General features: G+C 65.9%; 13 protein-coding genes and 1 pseudogene. 10 read left to right on the top strand and 4 right to left on the bottom strand.

Translation table 11 applies throughout. The features are described 5' to 3' along the window. Positions 1-98: 98 nt before the first annotated feature. Positions 99-1295 (bottom strand): acetyl-CoA C-acyltransferase, encoded by a 1197-nt coding sequence (locus ACETMP_RS10370; RefSeq protein WP_375160863.1) that lies wholly within the window; start codon positions 1293-1295, stop codon positions 99-101. Between the two features lie 270 nt (positions 1296-1565). Further along, positions 1566-2336 carry an enoyl-CoA hydratase gene (locus tag ACETMP_RS10365; RefSeq protein WP_375160862.1) on the bottom strand — a complete coding sequence of 257 codons (771 nt, stop codon included), beginning with the start codon at positions 2334-2336 and terminating at the stop codon, positions 1566-1568. A gap of 147 nt (positions 2337-2483) precedes the next feature. Between ACETMP_RS10365 and ACETMP_RS10360 the strand changes: the two genes are divergently transcribed. Together ACETMP_RS10360 and ACETMP_RS10355 are read left to right on the top strand one after the other, a co-directional pair. Beyond that, on the top strand, positions 2484-3017 hold the full coding sequence (locus ACETMP_RS10360) for a PaaI family thioesterase (RefSeq protein WP_375160861.1): 534 nt from the start codon (positions 2484-2486) through the stop codon (positions 3015-3017). Between the two features lie 64 nt (positions 3018-3081). Continuing rightward, on the top strand, positions 3082-3699 hold the full coding sequence (locus ACETMP_RS10355) for a TetR/AcrR family transcriptional regulator (RefSeq protein WP_375160860.1): 618 nt from the start codon (positions 3082-3084) through the stop codon (positions 3697-3699). A 158-nt stretch (positions 3700-3857) separates the two neighbouring features. On the opposite strand, the gene ACETMP_RS10350 is transcribed toward ACETMP_RS10355, so the two are convergent. After that, positions 3858-4766 carry a LysR family transcriptional regulator gene (locus ACETMP_RS10350; protein ID WP_126261121.1) on the bottom strand — a complete coding sequence of 303 codons (909 nt, stop codon included), beginning with the start codon at positions 4764-4766 and terminating at the stop codon, positions 3858-3860. 102 nt (positions 4767-4868) lie between these two features. Between ACETMP_RS10350 and ACETMP_RS10345 the strand changes: the two genes are divergently transcribed. From ACETMP_RS10345 to ACETMP_RS10310, 8 genes and pseudogenes are all read left to right on the top strand, one after another. Next, positions 4869-6365, top strand: a complete 1497-nt coding sequence (locus ACETMP_RS10345; RefSeq protein ID WP_135163804.1) for a CoA-acylating methylmalonate-semialdehyde dehydrogenase — start codon at positions 4869-4871, stop codon at positions 6363-6365. 152 nt (positions 6366-6517) lie between these two features. Next, positions 6518-7663 (top strand): isobutyryl-CoA dehydrogenase, encoded by a 1146-nt coding sequence (locus ACETMP_RS10340; RefSeq protein WP_375160859.1) that lies wholly within the window; start codon positions 6518-6520, stop codon positions 7661-7663. Next, complete coding sequence (locus ACETMP_RS10335) at positions 7660-8727, top strand: enoyl-CoA hydratase/isomerase family protein (RefSeq protein WP_375160858.1); 1068 nt, start codon at positions 7660-7662, stop codon at positions 8725-8727. The genes ACETMP_RS10340 and ACETMP_RS10335 overlap by 4 nt, the downstream gene beginning before the upstream one ends. Before the next feature lie 16 nt (positions 8728-8743). Next, positions 8744-9634, top strand: a pseudogene (mmsB, locus tag ACETMP_RS10330) (3-hydroxyisobutyrate dehydrogenase); the annotation flags it as partial. A 7-nt stretch (positions 9635-9641) separates the two neighbouring features. Further along, on the top strand, positions 9642-11360 hold the full coding sequence (locus ACETMP_RS10325) for an AMP-binding protein (protein WP_375160857.1): 1719 nt from the start codon (positions 9642-9644) through the stop codon (positions 11358-11360). A gap of 127 nt (positions 11361-11487) precedes the next feature. Further along, on the top strand, positions 11488-11967 hold the full coding sequence (locus ACETMP_RS10320; RefSeq protein WP_375160856.1) for a MaoC family dehydratase: 480 nt from the start codon (positions 11488-11490) through the stop codon (positions 11965-11967). A 220-nt stretch (positions 11968-12187) separates the two neighbouring features. Beyond that, on the top strand, positions 12188-13105 hold the full coding sequence (locus ACETMP_RS10315) for an SDR family NAD(P)-dependent oxidoreductase (protein ID WP_375160855.1): 918 nt from the start codon (positions 12188-12190) through the stop codon (positions 13103-13105). Between the two features lie 163 nt (positions 13106-13268). After that, positions 13269-14561, top strand: a complete 1293-nt coding sequence (locus ACETMP_RS10310) for an NAD(P)/FAD-dependent oxidoreductase (RefSeq protein WP_375160854.1) — start codon at positions 13269-13271, stop codon at positions 14559-14561. On the opposite strand, the gene ACETMP_RS10305 is transcribed toward ACETMP_RS10310, so the two are convergent. Continuing rightward, positions 14518-15597: a D-TA family PLP-dependent enzyme gene (locus ACETMP_RS10305; protein ID WP_375160853.1), complete on the bottom strand. Its 1080-nt coding sequence runs from the start codon at positions 15595-15597 to the stop codon at positions 14518-14520. The two genes, ACETMP_RS10310 and ACETMP_RS10305, sit on opposite strands and share 44 nt — an antisense overlap. Positions 15598-15672: the final 75 nt, after the last annotated feature.

Genomic DNA, 15672 nt, shown 5'->3' with positions numbered 1-15672 from the left:
GGTTGTCGAGCCCCACGAGGACCCGCATCATCGTTGCAATCTGGCACAGGCGAGGGAAGTCTGAAATGGCATACTTCCCTCAATTTCAGACATTGACGTCAGCGGCCCGACCGCTCGACGGCGATGGCCGTGGCTTCGCCGCCGCCGATGCACAGCGCGGCGACGCCGCGCCTGAGGTTCTGCGCCTCCAGCGCATGCAGCAGCGTCACGATCAACCGTGCGCCGGTGGCGCCGATGGGATGGCCGAGCGCGCAGGCGCCGCCGTTGACGTTCAGCCTGTCGCGGGGAATGCCGAGGTCACGCTGCGCCGCCATCGCCACCACGGCGAAGGCCTCGTTGATCTCGAACAGATCGACATCGGAGGCAGCCCAGCCGACCTTGTCCAGCAGCTTGCGGATCGCCGGGATCGGCGCCGTGGTGAACCATTGCGGTTCCTGGCTGTGGGTGGCGTGACCCCGGATCTCGGCGAGAACCGGCAGGCCGTTCCGATCGGCGAGCGAGCGTTTCGTCAGCACCAGCGCCGCGGCTCCGTCGGCATTGGCGGAGGAAGCCGCCGGCGTGATCGTGCCGTTGGCGCGGAATGCAGGCTTGAGGCCCGGAATTTTGGCGGGGTCGACCTTCAACGGATGCTCGTCATTGGCGACGATGCGGGGGCCCGCCTTCTCGCTCAGCGTGATCGGCGCGATCTCGGCCTTGAACGCGCCGCCCTCGACCGCCTTGCGGGCGCGGGTCAGCGTCTCCATGGCGTAGGCGTCCTGGTCCTTGCGGGTGAACTGGTAGGCCTCCGCGGTGGCCTCGCCGAAGTCGCCCATCGAGCGACCGGTCTCGTAGGCATCCTCCAGGCCGTCCATCATCATGTGATCGATGATGCGGTCATGGCCGACGCGATAGCCGCCGCGCGCCTTGGCCAGCAGATACGGCGCATTGCTCATGCTCTCCATGCCGCCGGACACGACGATGTCGGCCGAGCCGGCGCGGATGATGTCGTGCGCCAGCATGGTCGCCTTCATGCCGGAGCCGCACACCTTGTTGACGGTGGTGGCGCCGGTGGCATCGGGCAAACCGGCGCTGCGGGCTGCCTGCCGCGCCGGCGCCTGGCCCTGGCCTGCCGGCAGCACGCAGCCCATGAAGACCTCGTCGACCTTCTCCGGCGCGAGCGTGGCGCGCTCCAGCGCCGCCCCGATCACATGCGAGCCGAGCTTGTGCGCGGCAAGCGGCGACAATTCGCCCATGAAGCGGCCGAGCGGGGTACGGGCGGCGGAGACGATGACGACGGGATCGGCGGCTTCGGCCATGACGGAACTCCCTGGCGATGGCGGGTAAGATTATGGTCATCATATGATGCGGCGCAGGAAATGCAACCGCGGCCGGGATGAGAAAATGTCGTGATGAGGATGAGATTTGTTGCGGCGGCGATGTCCGTGTCCCGGACGCGGCGCGACGTGCAATGTTGCGACGCAGAGCCGGGACCCAAATTCGCGCCGGCCTCGGTGCTGCTGGGCCCCGGCTCAGCAGCGCACCGCAAAGGGGCGCTGCGCTGCGTCCGGGGCACGCAAACCTGCGTCCTACCGCTTCCGGTTCACGAAGGCGGCCATCATCCGCGTCGGCTCGTCGGTCAGGAACGACTGCCCGAACACCTTCACGCTCAGATTCACCGATTCCGTCAGCGGCAGCTCCTCCCATTGTCGCAGCAACGCCTTCTGCGACCGCAGCGCCTCGGGGCCGCATGCGAGCAACGCCTCCACGAGGTGCTCGACCTCGGCATCGAGCCCGCCCTCCGGCGCGACCTTATTGACGAGGCCCCAGGCCAGCGCGGTGACTGCGTCGATATTCTCCGCCGTCATCACCAGCCAGCGCGCACGGGCCCAGCCGATCAGGCGCGGCAGCAGGGCCGCGTGGATCACCGAGGGGATGCCGACACGTACCTCCGGCATGCCGAAATGTGCATCATGGGCGGCGATCCGGAAGTCGCAGGCCGCCGCCACTTCCAGCCCGCCACCGAGGCACCAGCCGGGCATCCGCGCGATCACGGGCGTGGGGAATTGGCGCACGGCCTCGCAGAGATCGCGCAGGCGGCTGATGAAGACCTCGGCCGATGCCTGGTCGAGTTTTGCCATCTCCTTGATGTCGGCGCCGCCGATCATGCTCCTCTCGCTCTGTCCGCGCAGCACCACGACGCGGATGCTGCGGTCGGAGGAAAGCTGCTGCAGGCCCTCGCGCACGGCGCCGGTCACCGGCGAGCCGAGAATGTTGAGCGGGCCGGCGTTGCAGATCGCGACATGGACGACGCCGCGCGCATCGCGCGTTACGCCGCAATGGGGGTTGAGCATTTCCATGGTGGGATCCCGGTCGGCTTTGGGTGGCGCGCACGAGGCGCAGCGGTCGGAGTCACTTCCGGGCCGAAACCCCCAGCTTGTCAAGCCGGCAGTTGCCTGCGGGAAGTCCGTGACGTAGTATGAGGGTCATCATATGAAGAGGCGGCCATGACCCCTAGCGATCAACTCGACCTGTTTTCGCCGGCGCAGCGGCGTGAGCGCGTGGTGGACTGGCAGGTGCCTGCGCCGGTGGCGAGAGCGGCCATGGCGCTGTCCGGCATGGACGCCATGCTGGGCATTCGCGACGGCCGGCTGCCGCCGCCGCCTTTCGCGAAACTGATCGGCTTCACCATGGCCGTGGTCGAGCCGGGGCGGATCGTCATGGAATTGGAGCCGCGTGAGGATCTCGAGAACACCATCGGCCTCATCCACGGCGCGACCGCCGCGGCGCTGCTCGATACCGCCATGGGCTGTGCGATTTCGACCCGGCTCGAGGCCGGCCAGAGCTCGGTGACCCTCGACTTGAAGCTGGCGTTCCTGCGTCCGCTCTCGGTCCGTTCCGGGCTGATCTCGGCCGAAGGTAAGGTGATCAAGCTGGGGCGGCAGACCAGCTACACCGAAGGTTTCGTCCGCGACGGCAGGGGCGTCCTCGCGGTGCATGCAACTGCAACCTTTTCGATGATCGGAAGCAACTTGACATGAATTAATGCAGCCAATTCGGCCTCCGCGTGTTATGAGATGATTTCCGACATCCAATGAGACACGCATGCGCTATTCCCGGGAACACAAGCAGGAAACCCACGACCGCATCGTCAGGAAGGCTTCCGTGCGGCTACGCGAGAAGGGCGCCCACGGCATCGGCGTCGCCGATCTGATGAAGGAGGCCGGCCTGACCCATGGCGGCTTCTACGCGCATTTCGATTCGCGCGAGGCGCTGGTGATCGAGGCGTTCGGTTATGCGATGGACCGCTCGATGGAGCACTGGCGCAAGATCACCGACGAGGTTTCGCCGGAAAAGCGGCTGGCGCTGATCGCGGAGGCCTATCTCTCGGCGCTGCATCGCGACAATCCCGGTCATGGCTGCTCGATTCCCGCCCTCGGTGCCGAGATCGCCCGCGAGAGCCCGAAGGCGCGCAAGGCCTTTGCCGGCAAGCTCGACGAGATGATCGAGCTGTTGGCGGAGTATATCCCGAACCTGCCGCGCAAGGCCGCACGCAAGCAGGCGATCGCGACGCTGGCGACGATGGCCGGCACCATGCTGCTCGCGCGTATCGCCGGCTCCAGCGAGCTGTCCGACGAGGTGCTGAAGGCCGGTAGGGACGTTGCGCTCGAGGGTGCAAAGCGCGAGCCGAAGGTGGCGGCGGCGAAGAAGGCGAAGAGCTAGGATAGATCCTGTAGGGTGGGTTAGACTTGCGGGCTGCGCAACGCGCAGTCTGCGAGGCGTAACCCACCACTGAGCTTATCCGGAGACAGAAGAGGTGGGTTACGCCGTGCAAATGCGCTTCGCGCATCTGCACGGCTAACCCACCCTGCGCTCCGTCGCTACCGGCCCGCGAACAGCGCCCGCTCGCGCTCGACGATCTCGCCGATGTAATCCGCCACCGCGCGTATCCGCGCCAGATCCTTGCTGTCGGCGTGCATCAGCATCCAGAACGTGCGCGTGATCGAGATCTCGTCGGGCAGCACCGGAACCAGTTGCGGATAGTCGTTCGCCATGAAGTGGGGCAGCACCGCAATGCCGAAACCGGAGAGGGTGGCATTGAGCTGGGCGATCAGATTGGCGCTGCGGAAGCGCGCGGAGATCCGCGGCGACACCTGCGGCAGATAATCGAGCTCCGGCGTGAACAGGAGCTCCTCGATATAGCCGACGAAGCGGTGCTGCGGCAGCACCTCGCGCGAGGTGATCTTTGGGAAGCGGTCAAGATAGGCGGGCGCGGCATAGAGGCCGAGGCGGTAGTCCAGCAGCTTGCGGCCGACGATGCGGCCCTCCTTGGGCATGGTCAGGCTGATGGCGATATCGGCCTCGCGCTTGGAGAGGCTGAACAGCCGCGCGGTCGCCACCAATTGCAGATCGAGATCGGGGTACCGGTCGGCAAACGGTGCCAGTCGCGGCGCCAGGAAGGCGGTGCCGAAGCCATCGGGGGCCCCGATCCGCACCGTGCCGGTCAGCCGCGCCACCGAGCCGCCGACCTGCTCCTGGTTGGCGACGATGGTGGATTCCATGGCTTCGGCGCTGTCGGCGACGCGCTGGCCGGCCTCGGTGAGGAGGTAGCCGGTCTTGCGCCGGTCAAACAGTTTTGCCGAAAGGTGCCTTTCCAGCCGGTCGACCCGGCGGATCACCGTGGCATGGTCGACGCCCAGCTGTTTTGCCGCAGCCGAGACCGAGCCGCCCCGCACGATGGCCAGCACGAAGCGAAAGTCGTCCCAGTCGATAGCGCCTTGATCCAGCATTTTCGCACATCTATGGTGCATTATCTCAGACTTGAATCCTATAAAATGCAGGTCAATAGGATTTGTCAAAGCGTTCAGGCTCGGACCCCAGGAGATCATTCCATGCGTTCAATCGGACATTTCATCGGTGGCAAGGAGGTCAAGGGCACCTCGAATCGCACCGCCGACGTTTTCGAGCCGATGACCGGTGACGTTCAGGCCAAGGTGGCGCTGGCGTCCAAGGCCGAGGTCCGCGCCGCCGTCGAGAACGCGCGCGCCGCGCAGCCCGAATGGGCCGCCACCAACCCGCAGCGCCGCGCCCGCGTCATGATGAAGTTCCTCGAGCTGGTGCAGCGCGACTACGACAAGCTCGCCGAGCTGCTGGCCCGCGAGCACGGCAAGACCGTGCCGGACGCCAAGGGCGACATCCAGCGTGGCCTCGAGGTCGCGGAGTTCGCCTGCGGCATCCCGCACCTGATGAAGGGCGAGTACACCGAAGGTGCCGGCCCCGGCATCGACATCTATTCGATGCGCCAGCCGCTTGGGGTCGTCGCGGGCATCACGCCGTTCAATTTCCCGGCGATGATACCGATGTGGAAGTTCGCGCCGGCGATCGCCTGCGGTAACGCCTTCATCCTCAAGCCGTCGGAGCGCGATCCCGGCGTGCCGATGCTGCTCGCTGAACTCATGATGGAAGCAGGCCTGCCGGCCGGCATCCTCAACGTCGTCAACGGCGACAAGGAAGCGGTCGACGCCATCCTCGACGATCCCGACATCAAGGCCATCGGCTTCGTCGGCTCCACCCCGATCGCGCAGTACATCTACGAGCGCGCCGCGCAGACCGGCAAGCGCTGCCAGTGCTTCGGCGGCGCCAAGAACCATGCCATCATCATGCCCGACGCCGACATGGACCAGGCGGTCGACGCGCTGATCGGCGCCGGCTACGGCTCGGCCGGCGAGCGCTGCATGGCCGTCTCGGTCGCGGTCCCCGTCGGCAAGTCCACTGCCGACCGTCTGATGGAAAAGCTGATCCCGCGGGTCGAGAGCCTCAAGATCGGCACCTCGATCGATCCGTCCGCCGATTACGGCCCGCTGGTCACGCGCGAGGCGGTCGAGAAGGTCAAGAGCTATATCGACATCGGCATCAAGGAAGGCGCGACGCTCGCGGTCGACGGCCGCGGCTTCAAGATGCAGGGCTATGAGAAGGGCTTTTACCTCGGCGGCTCGCTGTTCGACAACGTCACCAAGGACATGCGGATCTACAAGGAAGAGATTTTCGGCCCGGTGCTCTCCGTGGTGCGTGCGCATGACTACAAGGAAGCGCTGGCGCTGCCGTCGGAGCACGACTATGGCAACGGCGTCGCCATCTTCACCCGCGACGGCGATGCCGCGCGCGATTTCGCGGCCAGGGTCAATGTCGGCATGGTCGGCATCAACGTGCCGATCCCGGTGCCGATCGCCTATTACACCTTCGGCGGCTGGAAGAAGTCGGGCTTCGGCGATCTCAACCAGCACGGCCCGGATTCGGTCCGCTTCTACACCAAGACCAAGACCGTGACCTCGCGCTGGCCGTCCGGCGTCAAGGAAGGTGCGGAATTCTCGATCCCGCTGATGAAGTAAGGCTGTAGCCCAGCCCGTCATTGCGAGCGCAGCGAAGCAATCCAGGATCTCACCGCGGATACAGTCTGGATTGCTTCGTCGCTTCAGTGCAAAATTGCTCCGCAATTTTGTCACGAGCTCCTCGCAATGACGAGAACAATGAGCAGCCCAGCATGCAGTTCGCTCTGAACGAGGATCAGATCGCAATCCGCGACATGGCGTTGGCGTTTGCGGCGGAAAAGATCGCGCCGCATGCGTTGCGCTGGGACGAGGAGAAGCATTTCCCCGTCGACGTCATGCGCGAGGCTGCGACGCTCGGCATGGGCGGCATCTACATCCGCGACGATGTCGGCGGCTCCGCCATGACGCGGTTCGACGCGGCGCTGATCTTCGAGGCGCTGGCGACGGGCTGCCCGACCACCTCGGCGTTCATCTCCATCCACAACATGGCGTCGTGGATGATCGACGCCTACGGCAGCGACACCCAGCGCCACCAATGGCTGCCAAAGCTGTGCACCATGGAGCTGATCGCAAGCTACTGCCTGACCGAGCCGGGCGCCGGCTCGGACGCCGCGGCGTTGCGCACCCGCGCCGTGCGCGACGGCGACCACTACGTCCTTAACGGCCAGAAGCAGTTCATCTCCGGCGCCGGCGGCACCGATCTGCTGGTGGCGATGGTGCGGACGGGCGGTGATGGCCCCGGCGGCATCTCGACCCTCGTCATCGACGGCAAGACGCCGGGCGTCTCCTTCGGCGCCAACGAGCGCAAGATGGGCTGGAACGCGCAGCCGACCCGCGCGGTGATGTTCGAGAACGCCCGCGTGCCTGTGGCCAATCGGCTCAGCGAGGAGGGCATAGGCTTCAAGATCGCGATGGCCGGCCTCGACGGCGGCCGCCTCAACATCACGGCGTGCTCGCTCGGCGGCGCGCAGACCGCGCTCGACAAGGCGCGCAGCTACATGAAGGAGCGCAAGGCGTTCGGAAAGCGCCTCGACGAATTCCAGGCGCTGCAATTCCGCCTCGCCGACATGGCGATCGAGCTCGAGGCTGCGCGCACCTTCCTGTGGCGGGCGGCTGCGGCGCTGGATCGCAAGGACCCCGATGCCACCATGCTGTGCGCGATGGCCAAGCGGTTTGGCACCGATGTCGGTTTCGAGGTCGCCAACCATGCGCTGCAGCTTCACGGCGGCTACGGTTACCTCAGCGAGTACGGCATCGAGAAGATCGTGCGCGATCTGCGCGTGCACCAGATCCTCGAAGGCACCAATGAAATCATGCGGCTCATCGTGGCGCGCAAACTGATCGAGGGCGCGCGATGAGCGGGGTGGAAGAGGGCGATCTCATCGCCCGCGTCGAGGGGGCGGCCGGCATCATCAGGCTCAACCGTCCCAAGGCGATCAATGCCGTGACGCTGGAGATGTTTCGCGACATCGAGAAGGCACTCGATCGCTTCGAAGCCGATCCTGAAGTCGCCGTGATCGTGCTGGAAGGCGCCGGCGAGCGTGGGCTCTGCGCCGGCGGCGACATCCGCGCGCTCTGGGAGAGCTCGAAGGTGAACGGCGACCTCGGCAAGATCCTGTGGCGCGAGGAATACATCCTCAACGCCCGGATCAAGAAATTCCCGAAGCCGTATGTCGCCTTCATGGACGGCATCGTGATGGGCGGCGGCGTCGGTCTGTCCGCCCATGCCAGCCACCGCGTCGTCACGGATCGCACCAAGCTGGCCATGCCCGAAGTCGGTCTCGGCTTCTTCCCCGATGTCGGCGGCACCTATCTGTTGTCGCATTCGCCGGGCGAGATCGGCACCTATTTCGGGCTGACCGGCCAGACCATGAATGGGCCGGATGCGATCCATGCCAAGTTCGCCGATTGGGTCGTGCCGGCGCTGAAGTTGCCCGAGCTGCGCGAGGCCCTGACGAAGCTGCGTTCCGGCGCGACCGCCGTCGAGGTCAGCAAGCTCATCAGCAGCCTTTCAACCGCCGAGGCCGGGGGGCCGGTGGCGGCGAAGGAGCCTGCCATCGACGCGCTGTTCGGATTCGACCGCATGGAGGACATCGTTGCGGCGCTCGAGCGCGACGGCTCGGACTTCGCGCTGGCCACGCTCAAGACTCTCAACGAAAAATCGCCGCGCGGCATGGTGGTGACGTTGAAGCTCTTGCGGCTCGCGCGCGCTTCATCGAGCCTGGAGGAATGTCTGGTGCGGGAATACCGCGCTGCGCTGGAAGTCTTCCGCAGCGATGATTTTCGCGAGGGCGTACGCGCCGCCGTGATCGACAAGGACCGCAACCCGACTTGGTCGCCGCGAAGAATCGAGGATGTGACGCCGGAGATGCTGGCGCCGTATCTCGCTGAGATCGGCACTGATGAGTTGAAGTTCAACTGACAACGCGACAGCGGAGGAAACGACAATGGCCACGATCGCATTCATCGGTCTCGGCAATATGGGCGGCCCGATGGCGGCTAACCTCGTCAAGGCCGGCCACAAGGTGGTGGCATTCGACCTCGTCGAAGCCTCGCGTAATCAGGCCAGGGCCGATGGCGCCGGCATTGCCGACAGCGCGTCCGCCGCGGTGAAGGGCGCCGATGTCGTCGTCACCATGCTCCCCGCGGGCAAGCACGTGCTCGGCGTCTGGAACGAGGTCGTTCCCGCCATGACCAGGGGCGCGCTGATCATCGACAGCTCTACGATCGACGTCGAGAGCGCGAGGGCCGCGCATGTGCTGGCGGCGAAGCACGGCGTGCTTTCGGTCGATGCGCCGGTCTCCGGCGGTACCGGCGGCGCCAAGGGCGCGACGCTCACCTTCATGTGCGGCGGGGAGGAAAAGGCCTTTGCCGCGGCCAAGCCGGTGCTGGAGAACATGGGCAAGAAGATCGTGCATTGCGGCGGCGCCGGCGCCGGCCAGGCGGCAAAAATCTGCAACAACATGATCCTCGGCATCTCCATGATCGCGGTCAGCGAGGCCTTTGCGCTCGGCGAGAAGCTCGGCCTTTCGCATCAGGCGCTGTTCGACGTCGCCTCGACCTCCTCGGGCCAGTGCTGGTCGCTGACGACCTATTGCCCGGTGCCGGGCCCGGTGCCGACCTCGCCCGCCAACAACGACTACAAGCCGGGCTTCGCTTCGGCGCTGATGGTGAAGGATCTGACGCTGGCGCAGGATGCCGCCAAGGCTGCCGGCGCCGCCACGCCGCTCGGCAAGCATGCGCAGGAGATCTATCAGTCTTTCGACGCAGCCGGCCAGGGTGGGGTGGATTTTTCCGGAATTATCAAGCACGTTAGAGTCTGGCCGGGAAAGCTTGATGACGACATTCCAGGAAGCGCGCGCGTTCCTTCTGCACCATCGCACGGATTACGAGACGGCGGTCAAAGACTTCCGTTGGCCGGATCCGGTCCCCTTCAACTGGGCGCTCGACTGGTTCGACGCCGAGCTGGCAACCAATGCGGAGAGCAGGGATCGTCCCGCGCTCTGGATCGTCGATGCCGCGCAGGATCGCCAGACAAAGCTGTCCTTTGCTGCGCTCTCCAAGCGCTCCAACCAGGTCGCGAATTTTCTCCGCGCGCAAGGCTTGCAGCGTGGCGATCATCTACTGCTGCTGCTCGGCAATGTGGTTCCGCTGTGGGAGACCATGCTGGCGGGGATGAAGCTCGGCGTCGTCGTGATTCCCGCGACCACGCTGCTCACCGCGGATGAGCTGCGCGACCGGCTCGATCGCGGCAAGGCCAAGGCAGTGGTTGCCGCCGAGGATCAGGTCGCGAAGTTTGCGAGCCTTGGTGCAGAAAACATCGCTCGCATCGCGGTCGGCGCGGCCTCCGACGGATGGCTGTCATACGATGACGCGGCAAAGGCTTCCGAAAGTTTTGCTGCCGATGGTGTAACCAACGCCGACGACCCGATGCTGCTCTATTTCACCTCTGGCACGACGGCGAAGCCGAAACTCGTCCGGCACAGCCAGCGCAGCTATCCCGTCGGCCATCTCTCGACCATGTACTGGATCGGGCTGAAGCCCGGCGACGTCCATCTCAACATTTCCTCGCCCGGCTGGGCCAAGCACGCCTGGAGCTGCTTCTTCGCGCCGTGGAACGCGGGCGCGACCGTGTTCGTGGTCAACCAGCCGCGCTTCGATGCGAAGGGCCTGCTGGCCACCATCGGCCGCTGCGGCGTCACCACGCTGTGTGCGCCGCCGACGGTGTGGCGGCTGTTCATCCAGGAGAACCTCGCCTCGTTCAAGGTGGCCCTGCGCGAGGTCTGTGGCGCCGGCGAGCCGCTCAACCCTGAAGTGATCGACCAGGTGCGGGCGGCCTGGGGCCTCACCATCCGCGACGGCTACGGTCAGACCGAAACCACTGCGCTCGCCGGCAACTCGCCGGGCCAGAAGATCAAGATCGGTTCGATGGGCCGGCCGCTGCCGGGCTATCGCGTGCAGATCAGCGACGCCGACGGCCATCCCGCCAGGGAAGGCGAGGTCACGTTGCTGCTGGGCACCGATCGCCCCGCCGGCCTGATGCAGGGTTACCAGGGCGACGATGGCAAGCTGTCCGGCGCCGAAGGTGAGCTCTATCGCAGCGGCGACGTCGTATTCGAGGACGACGAGGGCTATCTCACTTTCGTCGGCCGCTCCGACGACGTATTCAAGTCGTCCGATTACCGCATCAGCCCGTTCGAGCTCGAGAGCGTGCTGCTCGAGCACGAGCTCGTCGCGGAAGCCGCGGTGGTGCCGAGCCCGGATCCGATCCGCCTTGCCGTTCCCAAGGCCTTCGTGCTGCTGACCTCGGGCACGGAGCGGACGCCGGAGACGGCACTCTCCATCTTCAGGCATCTGCATAGCCGGCTGGCTCCGTTCAAGCGTATCCGCCGCCTCGAAATCGTCACCGAGCTGCCGAAGACGATCTCTGGCAAAATCCGGCGCGTGCAGCTACGGCGGCTCGAACGCGACGACGATCGCGAGGATCCGCTGCGCGGCCGCGAATTCCGCGAGGAGGATTTTCCGGACTTGTCGAAGGCGCGGGGCGAAAGCTAGTGAAGCTTGTCATTCCGGGGCGATGCGCAGCGTCGAACCCGGAATCCATTTTGCGGCCGCGTTTGCTGTCAAATGGATTCCGGGTTCGGGCTTTGCGCGCCCCGGAATGACGGCAATTGAGTCATCAATGAACCAAATCTGGAAGTCGCCGCCGATCACGCTCGATGCCTATCAGGCTCTGGTCGGCAAGGAGATCGGCGTGTCGTCCTGGCATCTGATCGACCAGTCCCGCATCGACACCTATGCTGACGTCACCGAGGATCACCAGTTCATCCACGTCGATCCCGAAAGAGCCAGGAAGGAAACCGCGTTTGGCACCACCATCGCGCACGGCTTCCTGACGATGTCGATGTTGTCGGTGATGTCGTATGAAGTGATGCCGGCGATCGCGGGCACCACGATGGGCGTCAATTACGGTTTCGACAAGCTGCGCTTCATCTCGCCGGTTCGATCCGGCAAGCGCATCCGCGGTCGCTTCGTGTTGGCGGAAGCCAAGCTGCGCAAGCCGAACGAATTGCAGTCCCGCACCAACGTCACGGTCGAGATCGAAGGCGAGGACAAGCCGGCGCTGGTGGCCGACTGGCTCGGGTTGATCTATTTCGAGTAACTCCGCCCGCCATGGCCGGGCTTGACCCGGCCATTTATCGCTGCTCAAAAGCTGACCAAAGTCGGGGCGTCCCCTCTCCCCTTGTGGGAGAGGGTGCCTCGCGAAGCGAGGCGGGTGAGGGGTCTCTCTCCGCGAACTCATCTGCCGAGAGAGACCCCTCATCCGGCGCTTCGCGCCACCTTCTCCCACAAGGGGAGAAGGGAAGAACAGGACGTAATTCATGGCAATCAGGTTCGACGGACGCGTCGCCATCGTCACCGGCGCGGGCAATGGTCTTGGCAAGGCGCATGCGCTGGGGCTCGCGAGCCGCGGCGCCAAAGTCGTCGTCAACGATTTCGGCGGCGCGCGCGACGGCACCGGCGGTTCGCTGTCGCCGGCCGAAGCCGTGGTCGAGGAAATTCGCAAGGCCGGCGGCACGGCGATGGCCGACGGCGCTGATGTCTCGAACTTCGAGCAGGTCACCGCCATGGTCGAGCGCGCCACCAAGGAATGGGGCAGCGTCGACCTCTTGTGCGCCAATGCCGGCATTCTGCGCGACAAGTCGTTCGGCAAGATGGAGGTCGCCGATTTCCAGAAGGTACTGGACGTGCATCTCGTCGGCACCTTCTATTGCTGCAAGGCGGCCTGGGCCGGCATGCGCGACCGCAATTACGGCCGCATCGTGCTGACGACCTCGTCCTCCGGCCTCTATGGCAATTTCGGCCAGGCCAATTACGGCGCGGCGAAATCCGGCATGGTCGGTTTGATGAACGTGCTCGCGGAAGAGGGCCGCAAGAACGACATCCGCGTCAACATCATCTCGCCGACGGCCGCGACCCGCATGACCGAGGAGCTGCTGCCGCCCCAGGCCCTGCAGCTGATGAAGCCGAACGCGATCACGCCCGCGGTCGAATACATGCTCAGCGAGGACGCCCCGACCCGCACCATCATGGGTGCCGGCGCCGGCTCCTTCGCAGTGATCAAGATTTTGGAGAGCGAAGGCATCAACCTGCCGGAGCCTGAATGGACGCCGGACGCGGTCGCCGCGCATTTCGCCGAGATCAGCGACATGTCGAAAGCCAGGGCGCTCACGGGCGCGTTCGAGCAGACGCAGAAATACGTGGCGCAGGCCGCGGCGCGGGCGGGGATCAAGCTCTGAGTTGTCATTCCGGGGCGCGCGGAGCGCGAACCCGGAATCCATCGCGCCTCAGAATCCGCCGCCTCATGGATTCTCAGGTGCGCAATTGCGCACCATAGTTCGCGCCAAGTGGCGCGCCCCGGAATGACGAGCGAGGCGTGAGAATCTGCCCTAAACTCCCGCCATGACCTCATCCGACTCCCACATCGCCGTCATCGGCGCCGGTCCCGCCGGGCTGATGGCGGCGGAGGTGCTGGCGCAGGGCGGCGCCCGCGTCACCGTCTATGACGCGATGCCGTCCGCCGGCCGCAAATTCCTGATGGCGGGCCGGGGCGGGCTCAATCTCACCCACAGCGAGCCGCTCGCCCAGTTCATGGCGCGCTACCGCGAGGCCGCCCCGAGGCTGCAGGCGGCGATCGCGGCGTTTTCGCCCGAGGCGCTGCGGGCGTGGAGCGAAGCATTGGGCGAGCCGACCTTCGTCGGCAGTAGCGGCCGGGTGTTTCCGAAAGCGTTCAAGGCTTCGCCCCTGCTGCGCGCTTGGCTGCGGCGGCTCGACGCCAGCGGCGTGCGGTTTGCCTTCCGGCATCGCTGGACCGGCTGGGACGGCGAGGGACGGCTGTTGTTTCGAACGCCTGCTGGCGAGGCGGCGGTTGTTGCCGACGCCACGGTCCTTGCGCTCGGCGGCGCGAGCTGGCCGCGGCTCGGCTCGGATGGCGGCTGGGTCGGGCTCCTCGCTGCCAAGGGCGTTGCCATTTCCAGACTGCGGCCCGCCAATTCCGGCTTCACGGTCGCCTGGTCAAACGTGTTCCGCGATCGCTTCGAGGGACAGCCACTCAAGGGCGTGGCGCTGACGATCGGTGCACACACGGTGCGCGGCGAAGCCATGATCACCCGCAGCGGTATCGAAGGCGGCGCGGTCTACGCGCTGTCGGCGGAGCTGCGCGAGACGGTGCTGGGTCTTGGCCAGGCGACGTTGCTGATCGCATTGCGGCCGAATCTCGACGCCGCTGCGCTGACCACGCGGCTGTCGGGCGTGCGCGGCAAGCAATCGCTGGCGAACTTCCTGCGCAAGGCGGCGCAGCTGTCACCGGTCGGCATCGGCCTGATGCAGGAGGCCGCCATTGCGTCCGGCCGAACGCTGGCCTCGTTCGCGCCGGCGGAGCTTGCGCAGCTGATCAACGCCATCCCGGTGCAGCTCACAGGCACAGCCCCGATCGAGCGCGCGATCTCGACCGCGGGCGGGATCGCCTTCGACGAGCTCGACGACCGCTTCATGCTGCGCAAATTGCCGGGCGTGTTCGCTGCCGGCGAGATGCTGGACTGGGAAGCGCCGACCGGCGGTTATCTCCTCCAGGCCTCGTTCGCGACCGGGGCTGCAGCGGGCAGGGGCGCGTTGGGCTGGCTCTACCCATCCTACCACCGCGCCGAACCGCCTACCGCAGCTTCCCCCGCGCGGCGACCGGCAGCGTGCCGATGATCTCCTCGCCGCGCACCATCACCACTTCGTCCATCATGTTGACGACGACGCAGACATGGTTCGGCACGATGCGGACGACGTCGCCGACATTGGGACGGGTGTTGCTGCGGGAGAGGTCGAGGAAGCCGTGCTCCTCGGCGAATTTGGCGATCTTCGCCTCGGGATGCTCCAGGATCAGGCCGTGGCCGTCCAGCCCGCCGGTATCCGTCGTCAGCGTCTTCGAGCCGGCGTCTAAAATGCCGCGCTCGGGCGCGGCCCGGCTCACCACCGTCGAATAGATGTGCAGCGCACAGTCGTCCCAGGTCGCCGAGCCCGCGGCAACCTGCATGCGGTCGTTGTAGATGTAGGTGCCGAAGCGGTGCTCGGTGCCGCCCTTGAGCTTGCCGATGTTGACGAGGTTCGGCGTGCCGCCGGTCGAGACGATCCTGGCATCCAGCCCGTGCGCGCGCACGCCGGCCAGTGCCTCGTCGTAGAACTTCTGCGCGTCCGCCCAGCCGGTCTCGGTCGGATACAGCATGAAGCCGGCGAATTCGAGCCCCTTGGACGCGGCGATCTCGCGCGCCAGCGCGATGGCTTCGGCCGGCGTCTCGACCCCTGCGCGCTTGCGCCCCGTATCGCATTCGACAACGACCGAGAGCGGGCGGCCGGACGCCGCCGCCGCCTTCGGCAGGCCGGCGACGACGGTGGAATTGTCGGCGGCGACCGTCATGTTGGCCTTGGCCTGCAGCGCCCCGAGGCGTGCCATCTTCTCGTCGCCGATCAGGTTGTAGCTGATCAGGATGTCGTCGATGCCGGCATTGACCATGATCTCGGCCTCGCCGAGCTTCTGGCAGGTGATGCCCTTCGCGCCGGCCGCGACCTGCATCTTCGCGATGGTCGGGTTCTTGTGCGTCTTGATGTGCGGGCGGTTGGCGATGCCGGCGTCGTCGCAGGCCTTTTGGATCCGCGCGATGTTGCGCTCGACCCTGTCCATGTCGATGACGGCGCAGGGCGTGCCGTATTCGCGGGCGATTTTTGCGGCGAGGGGAGTGGTCATGTGATGTCTCTATGTTCGGTCCTGTAGGATGGGTAGAGCGCAGCGAAACCCATCATTCGCAGCAACCGGGTAGGT

It is taken from the genome of Bradyrhizobium dasycarpum (assembly GCF_042019905.1).
GTDB classification, from domain to species: Bacteria; Pseudomonadota; Alphaproteobacteria; order Rhizobiales; family Xanthobacteraceae; genus Bradyrhizobium; species Bradyrhizobium japonicum_B.
This window is presented reverse-complemented; position numbering and strand designations above follow the sequence as displayed.